The sequence below is a fragment of the Rickettsia sp. 109562A South Dakota genome, assembly GCF_055791265.1.
On the sequence record NZ_CM147703.1, the window covers coordinates 698,290 to 724,395 of the forward strand.

Here is a 26,106-nt window from a genome sequence, read left to right on the forward strand (position 1 = left end):
TAATAATTTTTTACAGTAGAAAAGATGAAAATACGATTTATTATAATAAGCTTTTTAGCTTTAATCTTAGTAGGGTGGGGATATGCTGCCTATAAATTTGAACATCAAAGTAAAGAGAATATTATCTCTATTCTTGATAAATATGAAGAATATATAACTTATGATTCAATAAAAGTTAATAAATATAGCTTTAGTGTTACTTTAAATAAAGTAATGTTAAAACCTATAGATTTTTATTACGATGAGATAGTTATTAGACACGTACCGTTTTTGAATATTACAAAAATTGATTCTTACGGAAATAATGTAAAAATTACTACTGCTAAGGATGAAGAAAATATTTTTTATTCTCCTGATCATCATACAACAATTTGGTTTAGAAAATCTTTATTTAATAGAGAGCCTGATTATTGGAAATTAAGCATGAGTGATAGAAAATCAACCCTATATAGTTCTAGGGATGCAGAAAAATTAGCAGAAAGCGATATTAGTAATTCTGTAATTACTAATACTAAAACATCGGATAATCTGAATTTATTAACTTTGGATGGAAAAAGTGTCGTTTCATTTACCTCTGAAAACTATAGTAAAAATTTATCTGACAAAGTTTTTAAATTTTTAAGAGATAAAATAGGAGAGGGAGCTAATTTTGACTCATTTGAATATGATGTAGCACACTTGGATGTATTAAATGTGCCAACTACTTATAAAGGCCAACTAAAGCTTAAATATGGCGATGAGCTAGTAGCTCTCGGAAAACTATTAATTCAAAACTTTTCTCTAGATCAAAAGCAAGATGAGAATGTGCATGTTGTTATTTTTATGCAAATATTAGGCGAATTAGTAAAAGGTAAGCCGTTTTTATTTGCGTGCGATATTGAAAGAAAAGGAAAAGTAGAAAGTAATTTATATAAATTAAATATAGAAAAAGATAAAATTTTTGCTTTTGCTTTAAATATTAAATCTACTATAGAACCTGCGGAGATATATCAAAAGACGGCAGTTGAAGCTTTAGGACGTTACTTTAGTAATGGTTTAAATAAAAGAGCTGAGTTAGACAAAATTTTTAAACTAAGTAGCCCTATTACTCAAGAAGACGGAGAGAAAATAATGGGGGTTTTTGCAAAAATAAATAATTCCGAATTTAATTTAAAAGGTGAGTTTGATCCCGAAGAAAAAAAATTATCCGGTAAAACTAATCTTGTAATGGATGATTTTAATTTTGCTATTGATATTGATATGCCTAATTTAGAGAATCCTCTGAATCTAGAAAGCGTAATAAAATTATCGGATCCAAATGCGTTTATAAATAATTTTGTGAATTATACTAATAATGCTATTGTACCGGTGCTTAATAAAATAGAAGATTCTAAGGAATTTACTTTAAATCTAGAAAAACAATCTTCAGTAATAAAGCAATACGGCTTTGGGGCAATAGAAGCTTTTAGTCAAAATTCTGAATTAAAAGACGGCGAATCTCTAATAGTTTATATAAAAAGTAAAGATGACGGGTTAACTATTAACGATAAAACTATAGATCAGATTTTTAGTGATGCAAGAGTATTAGAGTTTATGAATGCTATGGCTCAAATAGATCAAGAAAAAAAACAAGTTGTTGGTAAATAATTTAAAGTATTGTCCGGTTCAAGAAATCGAGTTGTCATCCCGCGACTTGATCGCGGGATCCAGTCTTTTTAATTTTTTTCTGGATACCGTGGTCAAGCCACGGTATGACAGCGGACTTTTCAAGAGCCATACCGGCACGTCCAAAGCGGAAACCTAGAAAAAATAAGTTAGAATAAAAAATGATAAATATTTCCTTATCCGACGGTAGTGTAAGACAATTTGAAAAAGACATTACCGCCTATGAAGTAGCAAATGCAATTTCAATGTCACTTGCAAAACAAGCAATGGTTGCTGAAATAAACGGCGAGCTTAAAGACTTAAGTACTGTAATTGAAAATAATTGCAAGCTTCGTATTTTAACCGCAAAAGATCCTGAATGTCTTGAGATAATAAGGCACGATGCAGCTCATTTAACTGCTGAAGCCGTAAAAGAGCTGTTCCCTGAAACTCAAGTAACGATCGGTCCTGCAATTGAAAACGGCTATTATTACGATTTCGCTCGTGATAAGCCTTTTACTACCGATGATTTAGCTGTTATAGAAGCTAAAATGCAAGAACTTTCCAAGAAAAACGAGAAAGTAACAAGAGAGTTATGGAATAGGGATAAAGCTGTAGAATTTTTTAAGTCGATAGGAGAGCATTATAAAGCCGAAATTATTGCTTCAATACCAATGGATGAGCCGATTACTTTATACAGGCAAGGTAATTTTATTGATTTATGCCGAGGACCGCATGCTCCATCTACAGGGTTTGTTAAGCATTTTAAGCTGATGAAAGTTGCCGGCAGCTATTGGCGAGGTGATAGTCGTAATGAAGTATTACAGCGTGTATACGGTACTGCTTGGGCTACAAAAGAGCAGCTAGATAATTACCTTTTTATGCTTGAAGAAGCCGAGAAACGTGACCATAGAAAGCTTGGGCGTGAGCTTGATTTATTTCACTTTCAAGAAGAAGCGCAAGGTATGGTATTTTGGCATGATAAAGGCTGGAGTATATATAATATAGTTGAGCAATATATCAGAAAAAAAAATCGTAAGAACGGTTATACTGAGGTTAAGACTCCTGTTTTAGTTGATAAGAGCCTTTGGGAAGCTTCAGGACATTGGGAAAAATTCCGTGACAATATGTTTGCCTTAGAGGCTGATGACAAGACATTAGCTTTAAAACCGATGAATTGTCCTTGCCACGTGCAGATTTTCAAACAAGGTATCAAGAGCTATCGTGATTTACCGCTTCGTATGTCGGAGTTTGGATTGTGTCACCGTAATGAGGCATCCGGTGCATTGCACGGTTTAATGAGAGTACGGAGCTTAGTACAAGATGATGCTCATATATTTTGTGCAGAGGAACAAATTACCGATGAGACAGTTAGTTTTTGTGAATTACTGACGGAAGTTTATAAAGATTTCGGCTTTATCGATATAAAGGTAAAGTTTTCTGATCGCCCTGAAATTCGTGCAGGCAGCGATGAAGTTTGGGATAAGGCCGAGAATGCTTTGAAAGAAGCAGTAGAAAAAGCAGGGTTTACTTATACGCTAAACCCGGGTGAGGGGGCATTTTACGGTCCAAAGCTTGAGTTTGTATTAACCGATGCGATAGGGCGGCAATGGCAATGCGGTACGCTTCAGATGGATTTTGTATTGCCGGAGCGACTTGATGCTAGCTATGTTGCAGCAAGCGGTGAAAAGAAAAGACCTGTAATGCTGCATAGGGCAATACTTGGTTCACTTGAGCGTTTTATCGGTATATTGATAGAAGAATATGCGGGGCGTTTCCCGCTTTGGCTTGCACCCGTACAGGTTGCTATTGCAACAATCACAAGCGATTTAAACGATTACGCTTTAGAAGTACAAAAAGCTTTAATTGATAATGGTGTAAGAACGGATATTAATATCTCACCTGATAAAATTAATTATAAAATTCGTGAGTTTTCTAATCAAAAAGTACCGATGATTGCCGTAATCGGTAAGCAGGAAAAAGAAAAGAAACAAGTAACAATTAGAAGACTCGGAACTACTGACCAGGAAGTATTATCGGTCGAACAGTTAATAACATTAATTAGGGAAGAGAATAGTAAGTATCTTTAAGAAAAAATGTATACTTGTCTATCGACTCTTCATTTACTCGTAGTATATATGAAATTTGGAATTGCCTAAAAAGAATTGCTTTAGATAACCTAATGCTTCGATGTCATTCCCGCCTACGCGGGAATGACATAAAGAGTATTTACCGATCCACGCAATAATGCCCGCTCGCAATGACGGTTTGGGTATTCATACACAGAAGTTTCCTAAATTTGACCAATATTTCTTCAACTTATGAAAATCAAAACTCATCCCGTTTCTTTTTTATGGTCTGTTATAAAGCCGTATAAATATTTATATCTGATCATGATGCTTGCACCGCTTGCAAGCGACATCTATCCTATTATATATAACTACGCCGTAAAGCTTTTACTTGATTTATTTACGCAAAATGAACAAATTACGTTTGTCCAAAGTTATAAACCGGTAGTGTGTTTTTTAATGGCACAATTTATACTTGACGGGGCTTGGCGTGCTCACGATTTTGCTCAACTTAAAGCATGCCTTATATCTTTCAAGACATGATGAATAAAATATGTAATCACTGTTTTAATTTGCCCTATACTTATTTTCAAAATAACCTTTCCGGTTCAGTAATAGGAAGAATACGCGGTATAGGTGATTATTATTATAAAATGCATCAAGCAATTGAATATAAATTAAGCCAAACTCTACTTAGTACATTATTTTCCGGTATTACACTTGCATATAATAATATTAAAATATTTACTTTTATTATCGCCTTTATTGCCGTTTATTTACCGCTTGCCTTACGGTTTTTTACCAAACTTGCCAAAATGGAGCAAATTAGGCAAGATGCTTGGTATAATTTATTTGGTATGGTAGCTGATTGTATTAGCAACATCTTTACTATTTTTTCATTTGCAACAAAACAGCGAGAATTAAATAAAATAGACGATTATTACCTCAACGTACACAATCCTTTAGCGATTAAATATTATAAATATGATCTAATTATCTCTATAATACTGAACTTAGTATATTGGGTATATTTGATAGGAGTATTTGTATATGTAATTTACTTACGTAATCTAGGTGAGATTGGTATTGGGGATATAGCTTTTATTATGTCTCTAACGTTGCTATTTGCTGAAAATTCTTGGCATGCTACTATGAGAGTTAAAGACTTTTTGGAAGATGTGGCCGCTTTTCGTTCTGCCTTTACAATCATGCAAACCCCGCAAGATAACATAGATAAAGAAAATTCAGCTGAATTAAAGATTTCTAAAGGGGAAATCATATTTAAAGAAATATCCTTTGCTTATAAAGAAGGTGGCAATGTATTTGAGCATCTTAATTTGCATAATTAAGGCCGGTGAAAAAGTGGGCATTGTAGGGCATTCAGGCGGCGGTAAATCTACCTTGATTGCATTATTGTTGAAAAATTTTAAAGCTGGAATCGGAGATATTATAATCGATAACCAAAGCCTTTACGATACTTCCTCTGACAGTCTAAGAGAGCAGATATCATTAATTCCTCAAGATATTATGCTTTTTCATCGCTCAATCGGCGAGAATATTGGGTATGCAAAGAGAATGCCACGCAAAAGGAAATAGAAAGTGCTGCAAGAGCTGCAAATATCCATGAATTTATTGAGGGCTTACCGGAAAAATATAACACCATTGTCGGTGAGAGAGGTGTAAAACTAAGCGGTGGGCAAAGACAACGGATCGCAATTGCCCGTGCTATTCTTAAAAACGCTCCAATCTTGGTTTTAGATGAAGCAACTTCAAGCCTTGATAGCCATACTGAACAAGAGGTACAAAAATCTATTAACACAATGCTTGATATTGATAATGTAACTATAATTGCTATAGCCCATAGATTATCTACTATTAAACATATGGATAGGATTGTTGTTATGGATAAAGGTAAAGTCGTGGAAGACGGTACTTTTACTGAACTCGTTCGCAAGGAAAAGGGTAAATTTAAAGAACTTTGGGAGCATCAGGTTAACGGATTTGTTTGAGTCTTATTTTAAACTGGCGTATATATAAGGTATCCTAATTCTAGGAAATAAAACTAACTATGAAGTTCATAACCTAATAAAAGGCATTTATTACATTTATAATCAAATATTCCATGAAATGTTGTTTTTAATTGCCAATCTTTTTCACAAGATGGACAATTTGAATAATTAGAACGTGCATATGAGTGTCCTGATACCGGTTCTGCTATAGGATAAAAAACTTTCTTTTTCAAACATTTTTGTATTCGCTTACTAATTTTTCTTCCTTCTATAGAAATATCACTATCTAATTCTGATAATTGTTTTTCCATTAACGGTTCTAATTTTTTATAGCTTGAAAGCCATAAGCTGTAAGCCGCCGCATAATCATTTTTCCAAGAAGTAATATCTTCTTCAAGATAAGGATCTTTATCGTTATTTATTATATATAAAGGTAGATCTTTCCCTTTATCAGTACGTAATACAAGCTACTCGTCATAAGCTTTTGACCATGAAATAGGATATAAATAGAGAAATTTTGCATTTTCAATATTTTCTTCTATATAAAGCGGTGTTTCACTAATATAGTCCGCTGTTATCTTATAATTGGTTGTTACGCCTAGTTGCTTTAATTTATTTTTTGCTTCTAATGCATGATGGCATAAATGTGAAGCATATAAAGCATCTTTATTAGGAATTACACCGTAAAAAACCAAACTATTTTTGGTTGGGCTAAAAAATTCTACATTATTTAATATATTTTCCATTTTTATACAAAGAAGCTGCAAATTGCCAAAGTAAATGCCAAACCGTGTCGTAATCCTTTAATAAGAATTGCTTACTTTTATTAAACGATATAGTAACAAGATATATATTTGACATATTTTAAATAAAATTTACCTATTTAGCTAGGAATGCTGCCTTTTATAATCTAACTTAATCGGAGTTTATGCCTAAAAAAGATGACTATTTAGGAATAAACTCCTAAAAAGTTATATATATATATATATATATATATATATATATATAACAAGTATAAAGATAAAAAATATAATTGAATTTGTAATAAAGGCATAAGTTGCCTTTCATCTTGGTTACTCAATATTTTAAACCTGCTTTGAAGAGGAGTATAAAATACTACTCTTCAAAGCAAAGAAGTATATTATACCCCTAAAGCTTTTTTACCTTTAGATTGTTCTTGTTCAACTGCTTGGGTATGAGATTTGACTTGAGGGATTGCAAGGTCGACTACATGTTCATATCTAACACCGTTTTCAAGTAAAACCTGACCGCATTTATTCACTTGAATAACATCTTCTTTAGAGAATTTATTTAAAATAATTTCTGTGATGTCATAAAGAAATTTCCAAGATAATTCTATTCTTTCTTGTAATGTTAGCTTTTTATTCTCTGGTTTTTTACTATTAAGAGCAACATTTGGGGTATCGTCAACATTACTTCCTTCAGCAGGTAATATATTTTTTTTACGTGCTGCTATTTTCTTATACATTAAAAATATTACTATTAATGCTAAGCAGCCTACGGCAATTAAAATATGAGTATTAGAATTAGACACTATTTTGCTCTTCCTTGTTGTTGAGTTAAGTTTTGTGTTTTAGAAAGCATCGTAACCACTGCTTTACCTATATTAACTAAGTTAGCTATATCAGGAGATAGCTTTGCAACTGCTAAGACCGGAGGCGGTAATAAGTTAGTTTTTATTGCTAAACTTATAACATTTCCGAGTTCCTTACTTCCGGGTATTATTCCTATTATTTTTTTTATATCACTTGCAATTTCTGCAGCTTTTTCTGCTGCTTTACATAAGGATTCTATCTTTTCGGCAAAAGAAGCTTCCGGATTTAATACTTTTAATAATTCTATTGTAGTTTCATTTAGATTATTGGAAATAGTATTCTTTACAGAATTTAATTTGTCAATATTTATATCTTTCGGAATTGCACTTTCAATATTACTTTTTAGTTCTGCTATTTTTTCTTCTACTTCATCTTTACTTTTTGGTATATATTTAACAGCCTCTACAACATTCTCTAGGGAAGCTTTATTATTAGGATTTTTATTTGCTATTTCAATAATTTTTCGAGGCGGTTCTTTTGATATTTCTGAAATTGCGGCAACTTTCTCGGCTTTTGTATATATATTTTCAAGATTTTTATTGCCTTTAATTTCTTGCCTCATTTCTTTTATATTATTATGCAATTTTGTTACTTTTGGCAATAGCTTTTCATAGTCAATAAGATTATTTATTTTTTCAAATATTCCGCTTGTTTGGATAAATATCCCAAGAATCGGCATTTGAGTTGATATAACCCCGACTAATATATTTTCTAATGATTCTATAATTTTTTTAGAAGCTCCAGGATAGAGTTTATCTAATTCTTGCTGCAATTTTAAAACTTGTTCTAAAACGTTTAAACATTTTTCTATAATAAGCCCGTCAAATAAAAAGATATCTTTTGTTTTTAACTGTTCTTGATATGCTTTCTCAAGTGCCGCGGATAGAGTAGTTAGGGATTCTTGGATTGTCCCATTAAAAAGTTTTTCTATTTTTTCTACATCGATATTTTCAGTGTGAGATAATTCATTTAAAGAATTTTGTAAAATATAAAATAAATGATCTTCTAAATCTTTTACGTTTATTTTCAAAGATTTTATAAAACCGTTTAATTTTATTAAACGTCTTTGTAGTTCTTCTTGTTGTTCTTTATTTAATCCACTGAAGCGAGAAAAATCAATTATAGACATAAAATTTATTAGTTTATTACCAAATGTTAATTAATCTTAAAGCTTTATAACCATAAAATAAAATGTAAAATAGTTATCATTGCCCTTAAGATTAATTTTTGTTATATTACGTGCTAACATTGCTACAATAGATTTATATTGTTTTAGGTATAGCTATATTCTTGAAAGATTAAACTAATCTAACTAACATATTATCAATTATTCAAAAAATTTATGCGTAAATTAACTACATTTATTGTTACATTATTACTAACTAGTTCGGCTGCCTCTGTTGATTTGCAGGAAGCTTTAACTGAAGGGTATAAGAATAATGAGGAGCTGAAAGCTGCGAAAATTAAATTTCTGAACTCAATTGAGAGTTTTCCACGAGCTTTTTCAGGGTTTATGCCTAGTGCCGGATTGCAGATTAATAGAAATAACACTAAAAATAAATATAATAAAAAATACGCAGATAGACTTGGTCTTACCCCAAGGGAAACAGATAGCGATCAAGGTGCATTAACAATTGAGCAATCATTATTTAATGGGGGCTCTAGTGTTGCAGCTCTTAAAGCTGCTCAAGCAGGATTTAGAGCGTCACGAGGCGAATATTATGCCGGCGAACAAAAAGTATTATTAAATTTAATAACTGCTTATCTTGATTGTTTTGAGAGCAAAGAGAAATATGATATTTCCGAAAGTAGGGTCCGCACTAACATACAACAAGTTAATACCGTTGAAGAAAAATTAAGGCTTGGAGAAGCAACGGAAATAGATATAGCAACTGCAAGAGCAGGGCTTGCAGCGGCAGAAACGAATAAACTAGCTGCTTATGCCGATTTTCAAGGAAAAAAAGCAAATTTTATTAGAGTATTCGGAATAGAACCGACTAATATAACTATGCCTGATTTACCTAAAATGTTACCTGCTTCATTAGATGAGTTAACAAAAAAAGCTACTAAGTTAAATCCTGATATTGATTCGGCAAGGCATAATGTGACTTCGGCTAAAGCCTCAGAAATGGCAGAAAAAGGAAAATTATTGCCGCAAGTAAGTGTAAAGTTGCAATCGGGTAGAACTCACTATAATCCGCAAGATCCAGTTGTTCAAAATATAAACACTAAAAGTGTTACTACTACTCTTTCGGTAAATATACCTATTTATCCTGAAGGAGGAGCTCAATATTCGAGAATTAGATCGGCTAAGAACCAAACAAGAAGTAGTGCAGTGCAGCTTGATAGTGCGATAAAGCAGACCCAAGCAGGGGTTGTAAGTGTGTGGGAGGGATTTGAAGCAGCAAAATCACGTATTGTTGCAGCTAATCAAGGCGTGGACGCTGCTCAAATATCATATGACGGTACTGTGCAAGAAGAAATAGTCGGGTCTAAAACAATATTAGATGTTTTAACTGCCGAAGAAAAATTATATGAAGCGAAAATAACTCGTGTGGATGCGTATAAATCTTCAGTACTTGCGGCATATCAAATGAAATTGTTAACCGGCGAGCTAACGGCTCAAAGTTTAAAACTTAAAGTAAAATATTTTAGTCCTGAAGAAGAGTTTAAGACTATTAAAAAGAAAATGTTTATAGGTTTCTAACGTGAGTACAGAAAGTAAGAAGAACCAAGATATGTCTATAGAAGACATATTAAAATCGATCAAAGGAGTAATTAACGAATGTAAAAATCCTATTCACGAAAATGATAGTGAAGATGAAGATATATTAGAGCTAACAGAGATAGTAAATCAAGATGAAGAAGAAAAGTTAATATCAACTAAATCTGCTGAGGCAATAGGTGATATTTTTAAAAATTTTACCGATACTATTAAAGATAAAAAGCGGGATAACAATATTCCATCTAAAAATGCACTTGAAGAATTAGTTGTTGAGATGTTAAAACCGGAACTTAAGCTGTGGCTCGATAAAAATCTACCTTTACTTGTTAAAGAGTTAGTAGAGATTGAAATAAAGAAATTGGTGCAAAATAGTAAGAGGTAGGGTACTTATGTCATTCCCGCGTACGCGGGAATGGAACAACATCCTACTATCAACTAAATTATTTAATAAGGAATTATATGTTAAATAAATTATGTAAGATATTATTTTTTATCAAGCTGTTATTGGTGACAGGACAAAGTTATGCTGTGCCTCCTCCATTACCCTCCTCATTATCTGCTGCCGAAGTAGCTACCGAAGACAAGGAGGTTAGCTCTAATTCAGATACTTCTATTTTTGATAAATTTAAGCAATTTTTTATTAAACCAAAAAAGAAAGATATATCTCCTAAATCAACAAATGAACAAACTAAAGCAGCTGATCAAGAAGAACCAAAGCTAGTTTCACACGAGCCTAATGAAAATGAACATGCTGAGCCGTTTATGGATGTCGGTAATGCAGCATTGCCTAGTGCTGTAAGTGATGATGTTCATACAAATACCAAGCATGAAAATAGTACAAATTTAGCTTCTTATGATAACACGCCGGATATACAAGTTACGCAACAAGAACCTAATGAATCAGAAACATCTGAGCCTTTTATAGATATTGGTAGTGCAAAGTTACCTAGTGCTACAAGTAATGAAATGCGTGATGATGACATTGCTTCTAATGCACATGATGATACAAATCTAGCTTCCAATATTATAACTCCTAACGTACCAAGACCGATGGTATCTATGCCTCCGGCTCGTCCCGGAAGCTATGTAGTACCTCCGTCACCGCCTGTGCAAATATATAAACCGACCAATTTGCCGCCCGTGCATAAGCCTATTCCGCTTAATCCACCTCCTGATGCTAATAAAGAGGAAGAAAGCGTAACACCGATAGCACCGCCGGCAACACCGTCTATACCTAATATGCCTGCTGTTTCTCTGCCTGCGGTTAGTACAACCCAAGATACTACTCCAAGTACCATGCCGGCAACAGTGCCTCCTGCAGAAACTCCGGTAGTACCTAGTAATGTACCTGCACCGCCGGTAATGCCTACAGATCAACCGTCTACACAACCTATAATGCCGAGTAGTCCAAATACACCTGTTAGCACTCCGCCTAAAGTAGTCCCTGCAACTAATTCTTCGGCAGAGATAAATAACTCGAAAGAGACATTAACGGCTAGCTCGAATATACCGAAAAAACAAGATTGGAATACTCCGCTCATACCTGTTGTTGTAGTGAAGCCCAATCAAAGTAAGCCTTTAGAGCAGCAAGTTAAGAATAGTCAAACTACAAATAATCAAGAGAAATCACCGCCGGTAAGCTCTCCAAATGTTACGATTCAAGAACAAGATAATAACCTAAATAATGAAACATCGGAATCGGCAACAAAATTTGTTAAAGATGAAACGCAAATGTTACTTTTACCTGATGATGATATAGTTCTTGGTAAACTAACGGAGCAAGCGACTTTAGAGCAGATGGATATGTATGCATATATAGGGCTATTCCAAAAGAAAGCAGAATGGATAGTAAATGCCGAAAGAAGAAAAGTTGTAGAGAGTTTTATTAAATATGATAATGATATAAATAAACAGAAAGATATTTATGCCAACCTATCTTATTGTAGTGCAGTAGATAATGCTTTTAGAGCAGTTGATAGAAACAATCTTTTTGGGCTGCGTGCGTTACTTGATGTTTATCCGATATTGCAAGAAAAGAGCAGACTAGGTGAAACATTACTAACTGCTGCTACTTATAACAATAATTACTATTTAGCAAAATTTTTGGTCATACGCGGCATTAAAATTTCTACTCTAAATGATGAATGCCAATATCCATTAGATATTGCCTTAGCTCAAGGAAACGCTAACATAGCGTGCATGTTAATCAAAGCTAAAGGTTATAATTAACGGTATTGTTTGCGTAATTGTTATCCCGTGCCGTGGCTTGACCACGGGATCCAAAAAAACTTTAAGTACTTATAACTTTAGTATTTTAAGCTGGATCCCGCGATCAAGTCGCGGGATGACATCGGACATTCTTTCTTATCCACATCACAATTCAAACAATTCTTGCAAAGCATAATTGCTTTTCTATATTAAATAGTTTAATTTAGGAAAGAAAATAATTAATTGCCTCCCCTAATATATGAATGATTTATTCAGCTTTAACAAAGAAAAAAAAAATAAGCTAGTCGATAATAACTATAGTGCAAAAGATATTGAAGTATTAGAGGGGCTTGAGCCTGTTCGTAAAAGACCGGGAATGTATATCGGCGGCACCGATTCAAATGCTATGCATCATTTAGTATCTGAGGTGCTGGATAATGCTATGGATGAAGCAGTTGCGGGTTTTGCAAGTATTATCACGATAAAAATGCATCAGGATCATAGTATTACTATATTTGATAACGGTCGCGGTATCCCTATTGATAATCATCCTAAATTTCCTGATAAATCTGCTTTGGAGGTAATTTTAACTACTCTTCATTCGGGCGGTAAATTCTCAAATAATGTTTATCATACTGCAGGCGGTTTACACGGTGTTGGAATATCGGTAGTTAATGCTTTATCTAAACATTTAGAAATAAAGGTTTATAAACAAGGTAAATTATACAGCCAAAGTTACTCTAAAGGAGAAAAGTTAACTGATTTAATATGTGAAGAAGCACCTAAAAGGCTAAGAGGTACATCAATAAATTTCACTCCCGATCCGGAAATTTTTGGTGAAAAATTACATTTTAATCCTAAAAAGATTTATGAGCTTGCAAGGTCAAAAGCTTATTTATATCGCGGTGTTACTATAGAATGGGAATGCGAAGTAGAAGTGCCGTCAGATATACCTAAAAAGGCATTAATAAATTTTCCGAACGGTTTAAAAGATTATTTAAGTTCAAAAATAACTCTAGATAATTTAATTACTCCGGAAATTTTTTCAGGCAATATAGAGTCTACGCCGGACGGGGTAAAACTTGAATGGGCAATCTGCTGGCAAAATAACGATAACTCGGCGTTTATTCAATCTTACTGTAATACCGTTCCGACTCCGCAAGGAGGAACACATGAGCAAGGGCTTAAGTCGGCTATTTTACGCGGGCTTAAAGCATACGGTGAAATGATAGGGAATAAAAAAGCTGCTAATCTGACCATTGAGGATATTTTAGAAACCGCAAGCGTCGTACTTTCTATTTTTATATCTGAACCGTCTTTTCAAGGGCAAACTAAGGAAAAATTAGTATCAAACGGTGTAAGCAAACCTGTTGAGAATATAATAAAAGATCATTTTGACCACTTTCTTAGTAGCGATAAAGCTTTAGCTACTAATCTTCTTGAACATGTAATTGCTATTGCCGAATTTAGAATAAGTAAGAAAAACGAAAAAAATATTTCTCGTAAAAATGCTACTCAAAAATTACGTTTACCAGGTAAACTTGCCGATTGCACACGAACCTCACCCGAAGGAACGGAATTATTTATCGTGGAAGGTGATTCGGCAGGAGGATCTGCAAAACAAGCACGTAGTAGGGAAACACAGGCAGTGTTACCGTTATGGGGAAAGGTGCTAAATGTTGCGAGTTCTACGCTTGAGAAAATCGTTAATAATCAAGCAATACAGGATTTAGAAATAGCACTTGCTTGCGGTAGTTTAAAAAATTATAAAGAAGAAAATTTGCGTTATGAAAAAATAATTATTATGACTGATGCAGATGTAGACGGAGCCCATATAGCTTCGTTATTAATGACTTTCTTTTTTTTACGAATGCCGAAATTGGTAGAAGAGGGGCATTTATATTTAGCGAAACCCCCGCTTTATCGTTTAACGCAATCTAATAAAACTTATTATGCAGCCGATGAAGAGGAAAAAGCTAGGTTAACAGATAAATTATCAAAAACAAGTCAAGCTAAAATTGAAGTAGGTAGATTTAAAGGTCTCGGTGAAATGATGCCTGCTCAATTAAAAGAAACTACTATGCATCCTGAAAAAAGATCGCTTTTAAAGGTGACTTTAGAAGATTGCCAAAATGTCGATAAAATAGTAGATGATTTAATGGGTAAAAAGCCGGAAAAAAGATTTCAATTTATTTATGAACAAGCTTTAGTTAAAATGGACAAAATTATCAATGATTTGGATATTTGAAGAAAAATGTCACCCCGTGGCTTGACCACCACGGGGTCTCAGGACACAGTTTATGATACAAGATCCCGCGATCAAGTCGCGGGATGACATTGAGAAAATTGATTCACACTGGTGACGCCTTCTCGCAATGACGTTAAAAACACAAAATTAAACACATATTTGGAGCATTATGTTATTACGTTTAATTATAACACTATTTTTTATTATAAATTCTATTTGTGCATTTGCAGAAGAAGAAAAAGACCCTGAAAATAAAATATCGAATCAGGAAGCTTATAAGCAATTTCAAGACGTATTTGAACGTATAGAAAAGGATTACGTACAGATACCCGATAGGCAAAAAATGATAGATGAAGCAATTAACGGTATGTTAAATTCGCTTGATCCTCATTCAAGCTATTATACCGATGAGGATTTAGAAGATATTTTTACTTTTACAAAAGGTGAATTCGGCGGAATCGGTGTTGAAATAATGTATGATAGCGGAGTAATTAAGATAATATCTCCTATTGACGATTTACCGGCTTTCAAAGCAGGGCTTAAAGGCGGGGATTATATAGTAGGCGTGAATGACGAGTTAGTCTCTACGCTTGGTCCTAATAAAGCTATAAAAGAAATGCGTGGTACACCCGGTACTAAGGTTAAATTGTTGATAATTAAGGAAGAAGAGGCAAAACCGCAAGAAATAGAACTTACTCGCGAAATAGTAAAAATCAAGCCGATAAAAGCACATTTAGAAAAAAATAATATTGCGTATATACGTATAACTACTTTTAATGAATCAACAATTTCTGAGCTGAAGGCGGCAGTAAAGAAGTTAAAAACTGAAAGTAAAGATGATCTTAAAGGTATTATTCTTGATTTACGCAATAATGCCGGAGGTATACTCGATCAAGCTATTGCCGTTAGTGATTATTTTATTGATTCCGGTGTAATTGTAACAACAAAAGGTAGAACTGCATCAAGTAATAGCGAAACTAAAGCAAATGAGTTTTCGTTAAAAGCTCCCAAAGTACCTATGATAGTTTTAATAAACGGTAATTCTGCCTCTGCCTCGGAAATAGTTGCCGGAGCTTTGCAAGATCATAAAAGAGCAATAATACTTGGCACTAAGTCTTTCGGTAAAGGATCAGTTCAGGCTTTAACGCAAATCAATTCTAGGGCTGCCGTAAAACTCACCATATCTAAATATTACACCCCAAGCGGTCGTTCTATTCAAGCAGAAGGAATAGAGCCTGATATTATAATTGAGCTGGCAAAAGTCGAATATCCTGAGGTGAAAAAAATAGATAAGCGTTTTTCAGAGAGTTCTTTAAAAAATTACTTAAAGAATGATAATGAAAAAAATAAAGATAATTCATCTAAAAACAAAGATAGTAAAAAAGCAACAAAAGCCAAAAATAATAAACAAGAAGAGAATGAATTATCGGAATTATACAAAAAAGATTATCAATTTGCTCGTGCTTATGATGTAATTACAGGGTTGATTATTAATCAGAAGCTGGAAACAAGCGATGTTAAACAAGAAGATAAGGAGAAAGAGTAATGTTATTCTCTGTCATTCCCGGCTTTGTTGCATGGCTCCCTATGTCATTCCCGCGTAGGCGGGAATCTAGAAAATAACCTTAATACTAGTAAATTATATATTAATTAACAAAATAAACCTAAAAAAACAAGTTTTTTATAGGTTTTACTAGATTTCCGCCTACGCGAGAATGACATCCTGAACGTTCGTACAGTAGAGGGGCAAGCCACAGGGTGATATAAAAATAACTACTAGGTCTCGTAATGAACCATAATAAGTATATAGTAAGATTATCATTTATTATATTGTTTCTTAATATTGTCATAAATATGATGTTTTACCGTTATTTTATGATAAAAGAAATGATAGTAAAACACGTAGCTTTGGAACATACTAAAATTGTAGAACTTTACACTGATAATATTTGGAATACTCATCAGAACGTAATCAGTAAATTACATAAATTCGGTTATTTAAAATTATTACAAGATCAAGAGTTTATTGATTTTGCAAAGATTACCGCTCAATGGTTCACCAACCTTAATATTAATATTTCTCTCTACGATCTTAAAGGTAATAAATTCATCACTAGTAATATGTTACATATGTATAGTGTAGAAAACTATAAAGATGATAGTGTGGTTGAGATGGCTACCGCAAAAATCGATAAATTTTTTTTAAAGTCTTTTACTTCAGAAGCTCCGCTTCGAGATGCTTTTGAAGGTATTACAAGTCATATATTATTACCAAGGGTAGTAATAGAAAATGAGAGTGACTTAACAGTGGAAGAAGCTTCTTTTGTTACTAGCTATATCCCTGTTATAGATAATAATTTAGATTTTTCCGTAGATGCAGTATTTGAGATTAATACTAATATTACCAACCAGTGGCAAAATATAACATCTCTTGAGCAAAAGGTTTTTATAACTTTTATTATTATTTTTATAATATTCTGCACTATAATTATTAGTAATACTAACTATGCTAGACAAATTATTGAGGAGCAACTTGAAACAAATAGAAATTTAAAAGCTCAAATAGTAAAGGTAGAAAAAACCAGCTCTTCAAATACAAAGTTTTTTGCTAATATTAGTCATGAGTTGCGTACACCACTTAATGCTATAATAGGTTTTTCGGAAATTCTTATGTCGGAAAGGGACGCAGAAAAAAGTAAGAATTATATTAAAGATATAAATGATGCCGGTAAACATTTACTTAGTATGATTAATGATATTTTAGATCTTTCTAAAGCTTCTGCCGATAAATTAAAAGTAGATAGTATAGATCTTGATTTAAATAAATTAATTAGTTCTTCGCTGATACTTGTTAAGCCTCGTGCCGATCAAGCCGAAGTGGCTTTAATTAGTAAATTACCGAAAGAGCATATTGTTATAAAGGCTGATCCAAAAAGGCTAAAACAAGTATTCTTAAATCTTTTATCAAATGCCGTGAAATTTACAAATTCCGGAGGAAGTGTTACTATTGCACTTGAAAAAGACGAGTTAGTAAAATTAGTATATATAAAAGTTATAGATACCGGCATCGGTATTGAGGAAAAAGATATTCCAAAAACTTTGTCGGTGTTCGGTCAAATTGATAGTGAGCTTAGTCGCAAATATGAGGGTACCGGTCTTGGGTTGCCGCTTACTAAAAAGCTGGTTGAACTTATGAACGGTAAATTTGATTTGCAAAGTAAGATAAATGAAGGTACCACCGTAACAATAACTTTTACATATGACGGTAGTCTTGAAATATAGGCATTGCAAAATAAGAGTTGATAGCTTAAAAATTCTACGTCATTGCGAGGAAAAACTATAAGTTTTGACGAAGCAAGGAAGAAAAAAATGCTAATTCGTAGTATTTTTTGTTATTTTTCTGGATTGCCACACTCCTTTTAGTCGCGTAGCTCATGACGAAATCTATAGTTATGAGGCAATGCCAAAAAATTATGTAGAATATTAAAAAATTTTCGGTATTATAAGAAACGTTATAAATTGTTAAAAAATATATGAAACTGATTATCTTATTATTTACTTTTTTATTTTCTATGGTTGTTTTCGGAGAAAGCGAAACTATTAAAGGAAAGCCTTTAAAATATGCAGCAAATAATGATTTTGAAAATAGGCTAGATGAACAGGAACAAGAAATCAGAAGATTAATCGGTAAAGTTGAGGTTTTACAGCATAAAATTGATATGTTAACGCAAAACTCAAATATTCCGAATCAAGAAGAAAATACTGAAATTTCAGAAGGTAATAATTCAAAAAGCCAAGACGTTTTTGATGTAGCTTTGCTAAAAGATATGCCTGATACTGCTTCTAAAAAACCCATTACGGTTAATAAGGATATAGCTCCCGATAAGCAAGCTTATGATTTGGCTCTAGCTGCTTATAAAGATAATAAGCTTACTGAAGCAAAAGATAAATTAAAAAATTTTATCCAAAAATATCCTAACAGTTCGCTAATTAGTAATGCTTATTTTTGGTACGGGGAATGCTTTTTTAAACAAAAAGATTATAACGGAGCAGCGGTTAACTATTTAAAAGGCTATAAAGAGTCACCGAAAGGGGCAAAATCTTCCGATGGGTTATTGAAGTTAGCACTTTCCTTAGGTGAACTAAAAAAAACTCAGGAAGCATGTAATATGCTTGCTAAGCTTGATAAGGAATTTCCAACTAATAGAACGGCCGCATCCAAGAAAATGACAGAAGATGCTAAGATCAAATTTGGCTGTAAAAATAAATAAAAATAATAAAATATGACTGATATTTTAGACGAAGTATTGAGTGATCAAAATGAAGAAAAAAGGTTAATTTTTTTCAAAAAGCTTTTACCTATAATAATAATCATTTCTATAATAGCTATTACTATAATGGTTGTTATTAATAATAATAAAGATAAAAGAATTAAAAATAACCAAAAAAACGGAGATATTCTTGTTAAAACCGTTGGTTTGGAAACAACAAAAGATAATGAAGAATTAGCTTTTAATACTTTAGAGAATTTAGTTACTACTAGTAATACTAGAATAAAAGAAATAGCTGCATTAGAACAAGTAGCTATAAAGATGTCGGAAAAAAAATATTCAGAAGCGCAAGACCTGCTTAATAAAATTATTGAAAATAAAGAATATTCCGAAATTTCTACTTCTTATGCACGTATTTCATGGTGTGGCCTTGTCATTGATGATCAAAATCTAGATATTCAAGATAAAGAAAAATTGACAAAATATTTAAACTATTTTGATGACGAGAAAAAACCTTTTTGGGCTACGGCCACTATTATGAAAGCTATGTGGGATATTAAGAATAATATGAAACCGCAAGCAGAAAAAAATCTAAAAAATTTATTAATTTCAAATAATGTATCTGATTTGTTAAAAGATCAGGCTAAGGCTCTGCTCGTAAATTTAAATAAATAATAATTCGTACTTAAGGAAAAATATGACAAAAAAAATAGCACTTCTGTTATTACCGTTTATTTTAATTTCATGTAACGGGCTTGGACCGAAAAGGGTAAAAAATATTGTTGAACTGACTCTTAAATTATCAATGCAAACTAATGAGCCGATATATTTAGATTCTAATGCAAATATATATGCATTTAATGTAAATATGCTTAAGAATAAACAGTATAGTTTCGCTAGAAGCAAAACAATTACCGAGCCGGTTTTTATAGGCGATATGATTTATGCATTGGATATTAGATCAAATATTTCTGCATTTTCTATAGAGAAAAATAAGATTATTTGGTCTTATAATTTAAGTAGACATAAAAAAGATAATTATATAGGTGGCGGAATTTTACATTATAACGGAAAGCTATACGTAACATACGGTTCAAGATTGTTAGTAGTACTAGATGCAAAATCAGGTTATGAAATAATTAGAAAAGAACTTCCGGATATTATTAGAATTAAGCCTGTTATGCTAAATGATAATACTGTCTTAGTGCAAACTATCAGTAATCAAACAATTGCTTTAAATGCAGAAACTTTAAAAACCGTATGGGAGCATGAAAGCCTTGCGGAAGTTTTATCGGCTAGTTATTTTATGACGCCGATAGTACAACATGACAATGTAATAGTAACTTATAATTCCGGGCAAGTACTTGCCTTAAATATAAAAAACGGTGAAGTAAGATGGAATTTTGAGTTTGCAAATCTTAGCGATCACATAGCTATACCGAATTTTGACGAATCAAGTATTTTATGTACACCCGTTCATGATAATATGAATTTATATATAGCAACCGGTCTTGGTAAGCTTATTAAACTGAGTACAGCAACCGGCAGTGTGATTTGGCAGGTAAATGCAGAGGATATCCACTCAATGTCTTTAATCGGTAATAGTCTATTTGTAACAAATAATGCAAGACAAATAGCAGCATTTAATCCTGAAACAGGGAAGGTAAAGTTTGTAGCTGATTTAAGTGACGGGCAAGATCCTAAGAAACTAAAATCTGCTACTTTTTTAGCACCTTTTGTTGGAGTTGATAATAACAATAAGCGAAGTTTAAATGTTATTTCCGTTAACGGTGTTTTATATAGTTTTGACATTGATAATAATGGATTAAACATGATGCCTCATATCGGCAAAATTATAAAGAATATTCGTTATTATGGTTTAAGTACAAATAATCATCTATATTTCTCTACTGAGAGAAAGATAATATTCGGAAGTAAATAGATTATATTTAACTTGACAAATGGCAGGTATTAATGCTATTAAATATGTTTCTTAAGTCTTTATTTAAAAAATTAAAATTAAAAAGATACTATTGTGAAAACTTATTCTGCAAAACCATCGGAAATTGAAAAGAAATGGTGGGTTATAGACGCAAAAAATATTGTACTCGGACGACTCGCTAGCAGAGTTGCTAATATGCTACGCGGTAAGCATAAACCTAGCTTTACTCCTCATTTAGATTGTGGTGATAATATAATCATAATAAATGCAGAGCATGTAAAATTAACAGGTAAAAAAGCGAATCCTAAAGACGGAAAAATATATTACAGACATACAGGATTTCCAGGGGGGATTAAAGATACTACGGCAGGTAAAATCTTAAGCGGTAAACACCCTGAGAGAGTTATTAAAATGGCTGTAAAAAGAATGATTACAAGAAATACTTTAGGTGCTAAGCAAATGAGTAATTTGTATGTTTATGCAAATAGTGATCATCCTCATGTAGGACAGCAGCCTGCAATTTATGATTTTGCAAGCCAAAATCCAAAAAATAAAAAGTAATTACCTATGACAAAGTTAAAGATTAAAACAGACAAGCCATTAACTAAAGAAGTTCTAACTTCTGAGAAGTTAGCAGTAAAAGCACCTAAAGAAAAAATAGATAATTCAGGCAAGTTTTATGCTACAGGGAAAAGAAAAAATGCTATAGCACGAGTATGGCTTAAAGTAGGAAAAGGAAAAATAGCTGTTAATAAAAAAACAATAGACCAGTATTTTCCTTCTGAAACTTATGTGAAAACGATCTTACAACCTTTTGTTTTAACAAACACTATCGATCAGTATGATGTAATTTGTACTGTTAGAGGTGGAGGAATTTCAGGACAAAAAGGAGCCGTTTTACATGGGATTTCTAAAGCTCTAGATAAATCTGCTCCGGATTTTCATGCTATTTTGCGTAAAGGCGGTCTTTTAACACGTGATTCTAGAGTAGTAGAGCGTAAGAAATACGGACAGCGTAAAGCACGTAAGAAAACACAATTCTCTAAACGTTAAGATAAAATTTAAGGTGTTGGCTATTGCCATTGTTGCATGGCTCTAATATCACTCCCGCTTTTGCGGGAATGATATAGGATACTTGCAACAACTTTAGTTAGCAATATCTGTAACAATATATTATTTCTCCCCTGGCGGGGTAGCTCAGTTGGTTAGAGCGACGGAATCATAATCCGTGTGTCGGGGGTTCAAATCCCTCCCTCGCTACCATTCATCCGTCTTTTTGAAAGTTCTAGTTTTTAATAAAATTTTGTATAAGATAAATGTATAAATATTTTATATTAGGCTCTGTGAAGATTTCTAAAAAGATTTAATTTTCACTAAAAAATATCTCACAATAACAGATCAATTAGAAACTTTCACAGAGCCTAGCATTTTATGAAATTGATTTTAACAACTTTAATTCTTATATTTATGAGCTTTTCTCCAATATATGCCAGATCCTTACCTAAAGGGTTTGTGTATCTGAAAGATATCGACCCTACAATTATCCAAAGTATGCGTTATTATTCAGATGAAAATTTTGTTGGTAAAAAGGTAGAGGGTTATAAAGCACCGGAAGCAATTTTAACCATAGAAGCTGCTAAAGCTCTTAAAGTAGTACAAGATGAGATAAAAAAAGATGGTTATTCACTTATTATATATGATGCATATAGACCACAAAGAGCTGTACAACACTTTTTAAGATGGAGCAAAGATAATATTGATCAAAAAAATAAGAAAAACTTTTACCCATATATAGATAAGTCTAAATGTTTTACATTAGGTTATATAGCTGAAAGATCCAGTCATAGTAGGGGGTAGTACTGTAGATTTATCAATAATAAAACTTCGGCAGGAAGTTAATAATAATCCTAAAGTCATTAAGAGAAAGTTGAAAGACGAGCATGTTATATCCTATTTAGATGACAATACAGTAGACATGTATACTTCTTTTGCCCTATTTGATGAAGCTTCACATCATGATAGTAAATTAATTGATAAGCAATATTTAGCAAAACGTAATTATTTACGTTTTAAGATGCAAAAACATAATTTTAAAGCATGTCAATTTGAGTGGTGGCATTATACACTTGAAGATGAACCTTATAAAGATCAATATTTTAACTTTGATATAGAATAAAAAACTATGATAGTATTAAGTGAAAAAAAATGTATTCCGTGTGAGGGTGGAGTTCCGCCGCTTGAGAAAAAAGAAATTGATAAATTATTAACTGAATTACAAAATGAATGGCAAGTAAATGAATTAGGGCATCTTTATAAGAAATATACATTTCCTAATTTTGTAAAGGCTATGGAATTTGCAAATAAGATAGCCGCAATTGCAGAACAGGAAGCACATCATCCCGATTTAACTATATCTTGGGGAGCATGCAATGTTGAAATATGGACTCATAAAATTAATGGTCTTACGGAAAACGATTTTATATTGGCTGCAAAAATAGAAAGTAAAACCTAATTATTTTCGGGCTGTAATAATTAATTACTTCAGTGAAAAGAATAATAGCAAAAATCACACAAGGATGAGCAGCTCAATGATGGTTTCTTATTAAGTCATTGAATTATAACAATAATCTTAATAATATTTAATAATAAGATATACTTATTATAAACATAAAGTAACATTATGCCAAATTATCATATTAAGTTTTTACCAAATATAGTTAATTTAATCGGTTATTTTTGTAGGCTTATTTTATTACCAAATTTAATACCCGCTGATTCTAGTGAAAATAGCTATGCACAAAGCCTTGATAGCAATAAGGTATATTCCGTGCATTTAAAACCTTTTTCTAATACTTCTACATACTGTTTAGATGAGCATCCTGATCATACCTTTGTACATATTGCTGATAAAAAATATATTTTATGTGGATTGGTTCAAGAGCTAAAATTTGCGTTTGAAGATATAAATTCATGGTTTTGAATGCCGGAAGCTCAAATTGATACGGTTAATTGGGAAACTGAAACCACAACAAATCACTGCCTAAGTAATTTTATTATAAATTTATTTCATATAAGAGAAGTAAAAGATTTTATTGATAATATAACTATATCTAACCTAGCAAATGCATTTACTGCACATATAATCGGTGATAATAATTATAGCTTAATAAAGAATGATAGTACATATTATATGGTTGAATCTAGTTGCGATAAAGATATTAGTTTAGTGTCTAGAGGTACAAATGAGTGTGCTGTATTTACTTTAGGCAATGATACAGATACCTCATTATTTAGTGCTATAAATGAATTAATTGAAAGTGATAGAGAGGTCAATAGTGCTACAAGTACTCTTTTTATCTATATTACAGCAGTAACATTAAGTATATTAGGCATAGGATATATAGCTAATAAAATTAAGGTACATATAAATTCTGATCACCATGATAATAGTGATCAACATAATGTATGTCTAGGTCAAATAGAGGATCAAGAGGCTCTAAATAATTAAGTATATAAGACTTTTACTGAATTAATGATTCAAATTCTTTTACGACGGCTTGATAAAGTTTCCGTTTGAAAGGAATTATAATAGATAATAGCTCGTCAAGTGATGCCCAACGCCATTGGTCAAATTCCGGATTAGAGGTATTTATATTAATATCTTCGTTATTTCCGGTAAATCTAATTAGAAACCAGCGTTGTTTTTGTCCACGAAAATTACCGTTCCACAATTTAGGTATTAAAAAGCTTGGTACATCATAACTATACCAGCATTTGCTTTCGGCAATAATATATCCTTTATCGCTTCCTATTTCTTCGAGCATCTCACGCATTGCTGCAATACTTGGAGTTTCGCCGGGAACGATCCCACCTTGCGGCATTTGCCATGCAGATATTTTTGTATCTATTCTTTTACCGACGAATATATGGTTATCGGCATTTAATATCATCATGCCGACTCCTGGTCTATATGGTAAATCAAGATGTTTTTTGGAAGAATTGCTCATTATTTTTTTACTTTAAAAAATCAATTATAATTTTACTACTTTATTTTTACCCGTTGTTTTAGCTTCATACATAGCTTTGTCAGCACGTGCAATGAAAGATTCTATTGATTCTTCTTTTTTATATTCCGTAACTCCGATTGAAATAGTTTTTTTTAAAGGTTCCATTTGATCTTCAATGTGAAAATCCATATATTCTATTTTAACTCTAACTCTCTCCGCAGTTTCAATTGCTTTAGAAATATCTATATCCGTTAAGAGTATAGTAAATTCTTCACCGCCAAATCTTGCTATTAAATCTGTTACTCTGAGAGTATTCTTCAAAATACGGGATACAATTGTTAAAACCTTATCGCCTGCTTGGTGACCGTAAGTATCGTTTACATGTTTAAAATTGTCGATATCGCACATAAGTAAATATAATTTAATACTTTCTTTATTAGTTTTCTCAATCATTTGTTTGAGGTGTATATCGAAATAGCGACGATTAAATAAGCCGGTTAAGCCGTCTTTAGCTGCTAAATTAACACTTTGTTCAAGATCATTACGTAAATTATCTTGATATTGCTTACGCCTTAATTGTGTTCTAATTCTAGCAAGCAATTCACTTTCCTCTATAGGATAAACGAAATAATCATTAATACCGAGTTCAATACCTTTCACAACCAAAGGCATACCGTCTTCATCAATTTGTAAAATTATTACCACTCCGCTTATTTCTGCTTTACCTCTTAAAATAACACTGATTCTTAAAGGATCTTCATTTTCGAGCGTACTACTGATAATTACTAAATCGGGTGTATATTCATTTATAATATCTAATTCATCGGAATTACTTATCACCTTTACGTTTGCGGTAATCTTAAGTAACATTTGTTTTATATTTTTTGCTTGTACTACATCATCATTAATGAGTAATATTTTTTTATCTGCAAAAGTGTCATGCATTTCAATATTTGTTACGCCTAATAATGCATTAGTGCTATTACGAAGTTTTAATTCATCAATTAAGCTTTTCATTCTGGATAACGATTTAAGCCTTACAAATAAAGCAGTATCGTTAATCGGCTTTGTTAAAAACTCATCAGCTCCTGCTTCAAGACCTTTAACTCGATCATCAATATCAGAAAGTGCAGTTACCATTACAACCGGTATATGAGTAGTTTCCGGATCGGTTTTTATCGTTTTACATACCTCAAATCCATCCATTTCCGGCATCATAACATCAAGTAGTATAATATCAATTTTTTCCTTTTTAAGAATTGCCAATGCTTCTTTGCCGCTATTTGCAGTAAGAACAGTATAATACTCTTTTAAAAGTTTGGCTGTTAGTAACTTAATATTGGTTTCTATATCGTCTACTACTAATATTGTGGTCATAAGATTAAATT

27 protein-coding genes, 1 tRNA gene and 2 pseudogenes are annotated in these 26,106 nt (G+C 32.4%); 24 read left to right on the plus strand and 6 right to left on the minus strand.

The features are described from left to right. Nucleotides 1-24 precede the first annotated feature (24 nt). The 7 genes and pseudogenes from ACIAS7_RS03890 (at nt 25) to ACIAS7_RS03920 (ending at nt 5,701) form a co-directional block, all read left to right on the plus strand. A complete protein-coding gene (locus ACIAS7_RS03890; RefSeq protein WP_473198273.1) occupies nt 25-1,626 on the plus strand; it encodes a phosphoribosylaminoimidazolesuccinocarboxamide synthase in 1,602 nt (533 codons plus the stop codon). A gap of 179 nt (nt 1,627-1,805) precedes the next feature. Then, nucleotides 1,806-3,713, plus strand: a complete 1,908-nt coding sequence (gene thrS / locus ACIAS7_RS03895; protein WP_473198274.1) for a threonine--tRNA ligase — start codon at nt 1,806-1,808, stop codon at nt 3,711-3,713. A 231-nt stretch (nt 3,714-3,944) separates the two neighbouring features. After that, entirely contained in the window at nt 3,945-4,235 is a 291-nt protein-coding gene (locus ACIAS7_RS03900) for a hypothetical protein (protein WP_473198275.1), read from the plus strand. Continuing rightward, nucleotides 4,211-5,041, plus strand: coding sequence for an ABC transporter transmembrane domain-containing protein (locus tag ACIAS7_RS03905; RefSeq protein WP_473198276.1), 831 nt, complete (start codon nt 4,211-4,213; stop codon nt 5,039-5,041). Before ACIAS7_RS03900 ends, ACIAS7_RS03905 begins: the two co-directional genes overlap by 25 nt. A gap of 13 nt (nt 5,042-5,054) precedes the next feature. Beyond that, complete coding sequence (locus tag ACIAS7_RS03910) at nt 5,055-5,288, plus strand: ATP-binding cassette domain-containing protein (RefSeq protein ID WP_473198277.1); 234 nt, start codon at nt 5,055-5,057, stop codon at nt 5,286-5,288. A gap of 35 nt (nt 5,289-5,323) precedes the next feature. Further along, nucleotides 5,324-5,404, plus strand: a pseudogene (locus ACIAS7_RS03915) (ATP-binding cassette domain-containing protein); the annotation flags it as partial. A gap of 36 nt (nt 5,405-5,440) precedes the next feature. After that, nucleotides 5,441-5,701, plus strand: a complete 261-nt coding sequence (locus tag ACIAS7_RS03920; RefSeq protein ID WP_473198278.1) for a hypothetical protein — start codon at nt 5,441-5,443, stop codon at nt 5,699-5,701. A 53-nt stretch (nt 5,702-5,754) separates the two neighbouring features. Here the strand turns inward: ACIAS7_RS03920 and ACIAS7_RS03925 are convergent, their stop codons facing one another. The 4 genes from ACIAS7_RS03925 to ACIAS7_RS03940 form a co-directional block, all read right to left on the minus strand. After that, complete coding sequence (locus ACIAS7_RS03925) at nt 5,755-6,126, minus strand: DUF2310 family Zn-ribbon-containing protein (protein WP_473199407.1); 372 nt, start codon at nt 6,124-6,126, stop codon at nt 5,755-5,757. A 42-nt stretch (nt 6,127-6,168) separates the two neighbouring features. Next, the gene (locus ACIAS7_RS03930; RefSeq protein WP_473198279.1) at nt 6,169-6,447 is read right to left on the minus strand and encodes a hypothetical protein; all 279 of its coding nucleotides are present in this window, start codon (nt 6,445-6,447) and stop codon (nt 6,169-6,171) included. A gap of 395 nt (nt 6,448-6,842) precedes the next feature. Continuing rightward, nucleotides 6,843-7,256 carry a DUF2660 domain-containing protein gene (locus ACIAS7_RS03935; protein WP_473198280.1) on the minus strand — a complete coding sequence of 138 codons (414 nt, stop codon included), beginning with the start codon at nt 7,254-7,256 and terminating at the stop codon, nt 6,843-6,845. Beyond that, on the minus strand, nt 7,256-8,446 hold the full coding sequence (locus ACIAS7_RS03940) for a hypothetical protein (RefSeq protein WP_473198281.1): 1,191 nt from the start codon (nt 8,444-8,446) through the stop codon (nt 7,256-7,258). Before ACIAS7_RS03940 ends, ACIAS7_RS03935 begins: the two co-directional genes overlap by 1 nt. Before the next feature lie 213 nt (nt 8,447-8,659). On the opposite strand from ACIAS7_RS03940, the gene ACIAS7_RS03945 reads away from it, so the two are divergent. From ACIAS7_RS03945 to ACIAS7_RS04025, 17 genes and pseudogenes are all read left to right on the plus strand, one after another. Further along, entirely contained in the window at nt 8,660-10,024 is a 1,365-nt protein-coding gene (locus ACIAS7_RS03945; RefSeq protein ID WP_473198282.1) for a TolC family protein, read from the plus strand. 1 nt (nt 10,025) lies between these two features. After that, nucleotides 10,026-10,424 (plus strand): DUF2497 domain-containing protein, encoded by a 399-nt coding sequence (locus ACIAS7_RS03950; protein WP_473198283.1) that lies wholly within the window; start codon nt 10,026-10,028, stop codon nt 10,422-10,424. Nucleotides 10,425-10,501: 77 nt separating this feature from the next. Next, nucleotides 10,502-12,271 carry an ankyrin repeat domain-containing protein gene (locus ACIAS7_RS03955; protein ID WP_473198284.1) on the plus strand — a complete coding sequence of 590 codons (1,770 nt, stop codon included), beginning with the start codon at nt 10,502-10,504 and terminating at the stop codon, nt 12,269-12,271. A gap of 238 nt (nt 12,272-12,509) precedes the next feature. Then, complete coding sequence (gene parE / locus ACIAS7_RS03960) at nt 12,510-14,498, plus strand: DNA topoisomerase IV subunit B (RefSeq protein ID WP_473198285.1); 1,989 nt, start codon at nt 12,510-12,512, stop codon at nt 14,496-14,498. 169 nt (nt 14,499-14,667) lie between these two features. Beyond that, entirely contained in the window at nt 14,668-16,044 is a 1,377-nt protein-coding gene (locus ACIAS7_RS03965) for a S41 family peptidase (protein WP_473198286.1), read from the plus strand. 242 nt (nt 16,045-16,286) lie between these two features. Further along, the gene (locus tag ACIAS7_RS03970; protein WP_473198287.1) at nt 16,287-17,780 is read left to right on the plus strand and encodes a sensor histidine kinase; all 1,494 of its coding nucleotides are present in this window, start codon (nt 16,287-16,289) and stop codon (nt 17,778-17,780) included. Nucleotides 17,781-18,031: 251 nt separating this feature from the next. Beyond that, the gene (gene ybgF / locus ACIAS7_RS03975) at nt 18,032-18,769 is read left to right on the plus strand and encodes a tol-pal system protein YbgF (protein WP_473198288.1); all 738 of its coding nucleotides are present in this window, start codon (nt 18,032-18,034) and stop codon (nt 18,767-18,769) included. Between the two features lie 12 nt (nt 18,770-18,781). Next, complete coding sequence (locus tag ACIAS7_RS03980) at nt 18,782-19,444, plus strand: DUF2659 family protein (protein WP_473198289.1); 663 nt, start codon at nt 18,782-18,784, stop codon at nt 19,442-19,444. Between the two features lie 22 nt (nt 19,445-19,466). After that, entirely contained in the window at nt 19,467-20,711 is a 1,245-nt protein-coding gene (locus tag ACIAS7_RS03985; protein ID WP_473198290.1) for an outer membrane protein assembly factor BamB, read from the plus strand. Nucleotides 20,712-20,804: 93 nt separating this feature from the next. Next, a complete protein-coding gene (gene rplM, locus ACIAS7_RS03990; protein ID WP_473198291.1) occupies nt 20,805-21,272 on the plus strand; it encodes a 50S ribosomal protein L13 in 468 nt (155 codons plus the stop codon). A 6-nt stretch (nt 21,273-21,278) separates the two neighbouring features. Next, the gene (gene rpsI / locus ACIAS7_RS03995) at nt 21,279-21,764 is read left to right on the plus strand and encodes a 30S ribosomal protein S9 (RefSeq protein ID WP_473198292.1); all 486 of its coding nucleotides are present in this window, start codon (nt 21,279-21,281) and stop codon (nt 21,762-21,764) included. A gap of 133 nt (nt 21,765-21,897) precedes the next feature. Continuing rightward, nucleotides 21,898-21,974 (plus strand) — tRNA-Met (locus ACIAS7_RS04000). A 168-nt stretch (nt 21,975-22,142) separates the two neighbouring features. Then, nucleotides 22,143-22,568 (plus strand): M15 family metallopeptidase, encoded by a 426-nt coding sequence (locus tag ACIAS7_RS04005; protein WP_473198293.1) that lies wholly within the window; start codon nt 22,143-22,145, stop codon nt 22,566-22,568. A gap of 118 nt (nt 22,569-22,686) precedes the next feature. Beyond that, nucleotides 22,687-22,836, plus strand: a pseudogene (locus tag ACIAS7_RS04010) (M15 family metallopeptidase); the annotation flags it as partial. A gap of 57 nt (nt 22,837-22,893) precedes the next feature. Next, nucleotides 22,894-23,223 (plus strand): 4a-hydroxytetrahydrobiopterin dehydratase, encoded by a 330-nt coding sequence (locus ACIAS7_RS04015; protein WP_473198294.1) that lies wholly within the window; start codon nt 22,894-22,896, stop codon nt 23,221-23,223. 168 nt (nt 23,224-23,391) lie between these two features. Next, nucleotides 23,392-23,691, plus strand: coding sequence for a hypothetical protein (locus ACIAS7_RS04020; RefSeq protein WP_473198295.1), 300 nt, complete (start codon nt 23,392-23,394; stop codon nt 23,689-23,691). Then, on the plus strand, nt 23,692-24,219 hold the full coding sequence (locus ACIAS7_RS04025) for a hypothetical protein (protein WP_473198296.1): 528 nt from the start codon (nt 23,692-23,694) through the stop codon (nt 24,217-24,219). Nucleotides 24,220-24,232: 13 nt separating this feature from the next. On the opposite strand, the gene ACIAS7_RS04030 is transcribed toward ACIAS7_RS04025, so the two are convergent. After that, nucleotides 24,233-24,718, minus strand: a complete 486-nt coding sequence (locus ACIAS7_RS04030; protein WP_012150535.1) for an RNA pyrophosphohydrolase — start codon at nt 24,716-24,718, stop codon at nt 24,233-24,235. Nucleotides 24,719-24,742: 24 nt separating this feature from the next. Beyond that, nucleotides 24,743-26,095 (minus strand): PleD family two-component system response regulator, encoded by a 1,353-nt coding sequence (locus tag ACIAS7_RS04035; protein ID WP_473198297.1) that lies wholly within the window; start codon nt 26,093-26,095, stop codon nt 24,743-24,745. Nucleotides 26,096-26,106: the final 11 nt, after the last annotated feature.

What these genes read in the sequence shown, in the direction of transcription:
- ACIAS7_RS03945 (WP_473198282.1), top strand. Translation starts at nt 8,660, where the DNA reads ATGCGTAAATTAACTACATTTATTGTTACATTATTACTAACTAGTTCG.
- ACIAS7_RS03930 (WP_473198279.1), bottom strand. Translation starts at nt 6,447, where the DNA reads ATGGAAAATATATTAAATAATGTAGAATTTTTTAGCCCAACCAAAAAT.
- parE (WP_473198285.1), top strand. Translation starts at nt 12,510, where the DNA reads ATGAATGATTTATTCAGCTTTAACAAAGAAAAAAAAAATAAGCTAGTC.
- thrS (WP_473198274.1), top strand. Translation starts at nt 1,806, where the DNA reads ATGATAAATATTTCCTTATCCGACGGTAGTGTAAGACAATTTGAAAAA.
- ACIAS7_RS04030 (WP_012150535.1), bottom strand. Translation starts at nt 24,718, where the DNA reads ATGAGCAATTCTTCCAAAAAACATCTTGATTTACCATATAGACCAGGA.
- ACIAS7_RS03970 (WP_473198287.1), top strand. Translation starts at nt 16,287, where the DNA reads ATGAACCATAATAAGTATATAGTAAGATTATCATTTATTATATTGTTT.
- ACIAS7_RS04005 (WP_473198293.1), top strand. Translation starts at nt 22,143, where the DNA reads ATGAAATTGATTTTAACAACTTTAATTCTTATATTTATGAGCTTTTCT.
- ACIAS7_RS04020 (WP_473198295.1), top strand. Translation starts at nt 23,392, where the DNA reads ATGCCAAATTATCATATTAAGTTTTTACCAAATATAGTTAATTTAATC.
- ACIAS7_RS04015 (WP_473198294.1), top strand. Translation starts at nt 22,894, where the DNA reads ATGATAGTATTAAGTGAAAAAAAATGTATTCCGTGTGAGGGTGGAGTT.
- ACIAS7_RS03985 (WP_473198290.1), top strand. Translation starts at nt 19,467, where the DNA reads ATGACAAAAAAAATAGCACTTCTGTTATTACCGTTTATTTTAATTTCA.
- ACIAS7_RS03905 (WP_473198276.1), top strand. Translation starts at nt 4,211, where the DNA reads ATGCCTTATATCTTTCAAGACATGATGAATAAAATATGTAATCACTGT.
- ACIAS7_RS03955 (WP_473198284.1), top strand. Translation starts at nt 10,502, where the DNA reads ATGTTAAATAAATTATGTAAGATATTATTTTTTATCAAGCTGTTATTG.
- ACIAS7_RS03890 (WP_473198273.1), top strand. Translation starts at nt 25, where the DNA reads ATGAAAATACGATTTATTATAATAAGCTTTTTAGCTTTAATCTTAGTA.
- ACIAS7_RS04035 (WP_473198297.1), bottom strand. Translation starts at nt 26,095, where the DNA reads ATGACCACAATATTAGTAGTAGACGATATAGAAACCAATATTAAGTTA.
- ACIAS7_RS04025 (WP_473198296.1), top strand. Translation starts at nt 23,692, where the DNA reads ATGCCGGAAGCTCAAATTGATACGGTTAATTGGGAAACTGAAACCACA.
- ACIAS7_RS03900 (WP_473198275.1), top strand. Translation starts at nt 3,945, where the DNA reads ATGAAAATCAAAACTCATCCCGTTTCTTTTTTATGGTCTGTTATAAAG.
- ACIAS7_RS03965 (WP_473198286.1), top strand. Translation starts at nt 14,668, where the DNA reads ATGTTATTACGTTTAATTATAACACTATTTTTTATTATAAATTCTATT.
- rpsI (WP_473198292.1), top strand. Translation starts at nt 21,279, where the DNA reads ATGACAAAGTTAAAGATTAAAACAGACAAGCCATTAACTAAAGAAGTT.
- ybgF (WP_473198288.1), top strand. Translation starts at nt 18,032, where the DNA reads ATGAAACTGATTATCTTATTATTTACTTTTTTATTTTCTATGGTTGTT.
- ACIAS7_RS03940 (WP_473198281.1), bottom strand. Translation starts at nt 8,446, where the DNA reads ATGTCTATAATTGATTTTTCTCGCTTCAGTGGATTAAATAAAGAACAA.
- ACIAS7_RS03980 (WP_473198289.1), top strand. Translation starts at nt 18,782, where the DNA reads ATGACTGATATTTTAGACGAAGTATTGAGTGATCAAAATGAAGAAAAA.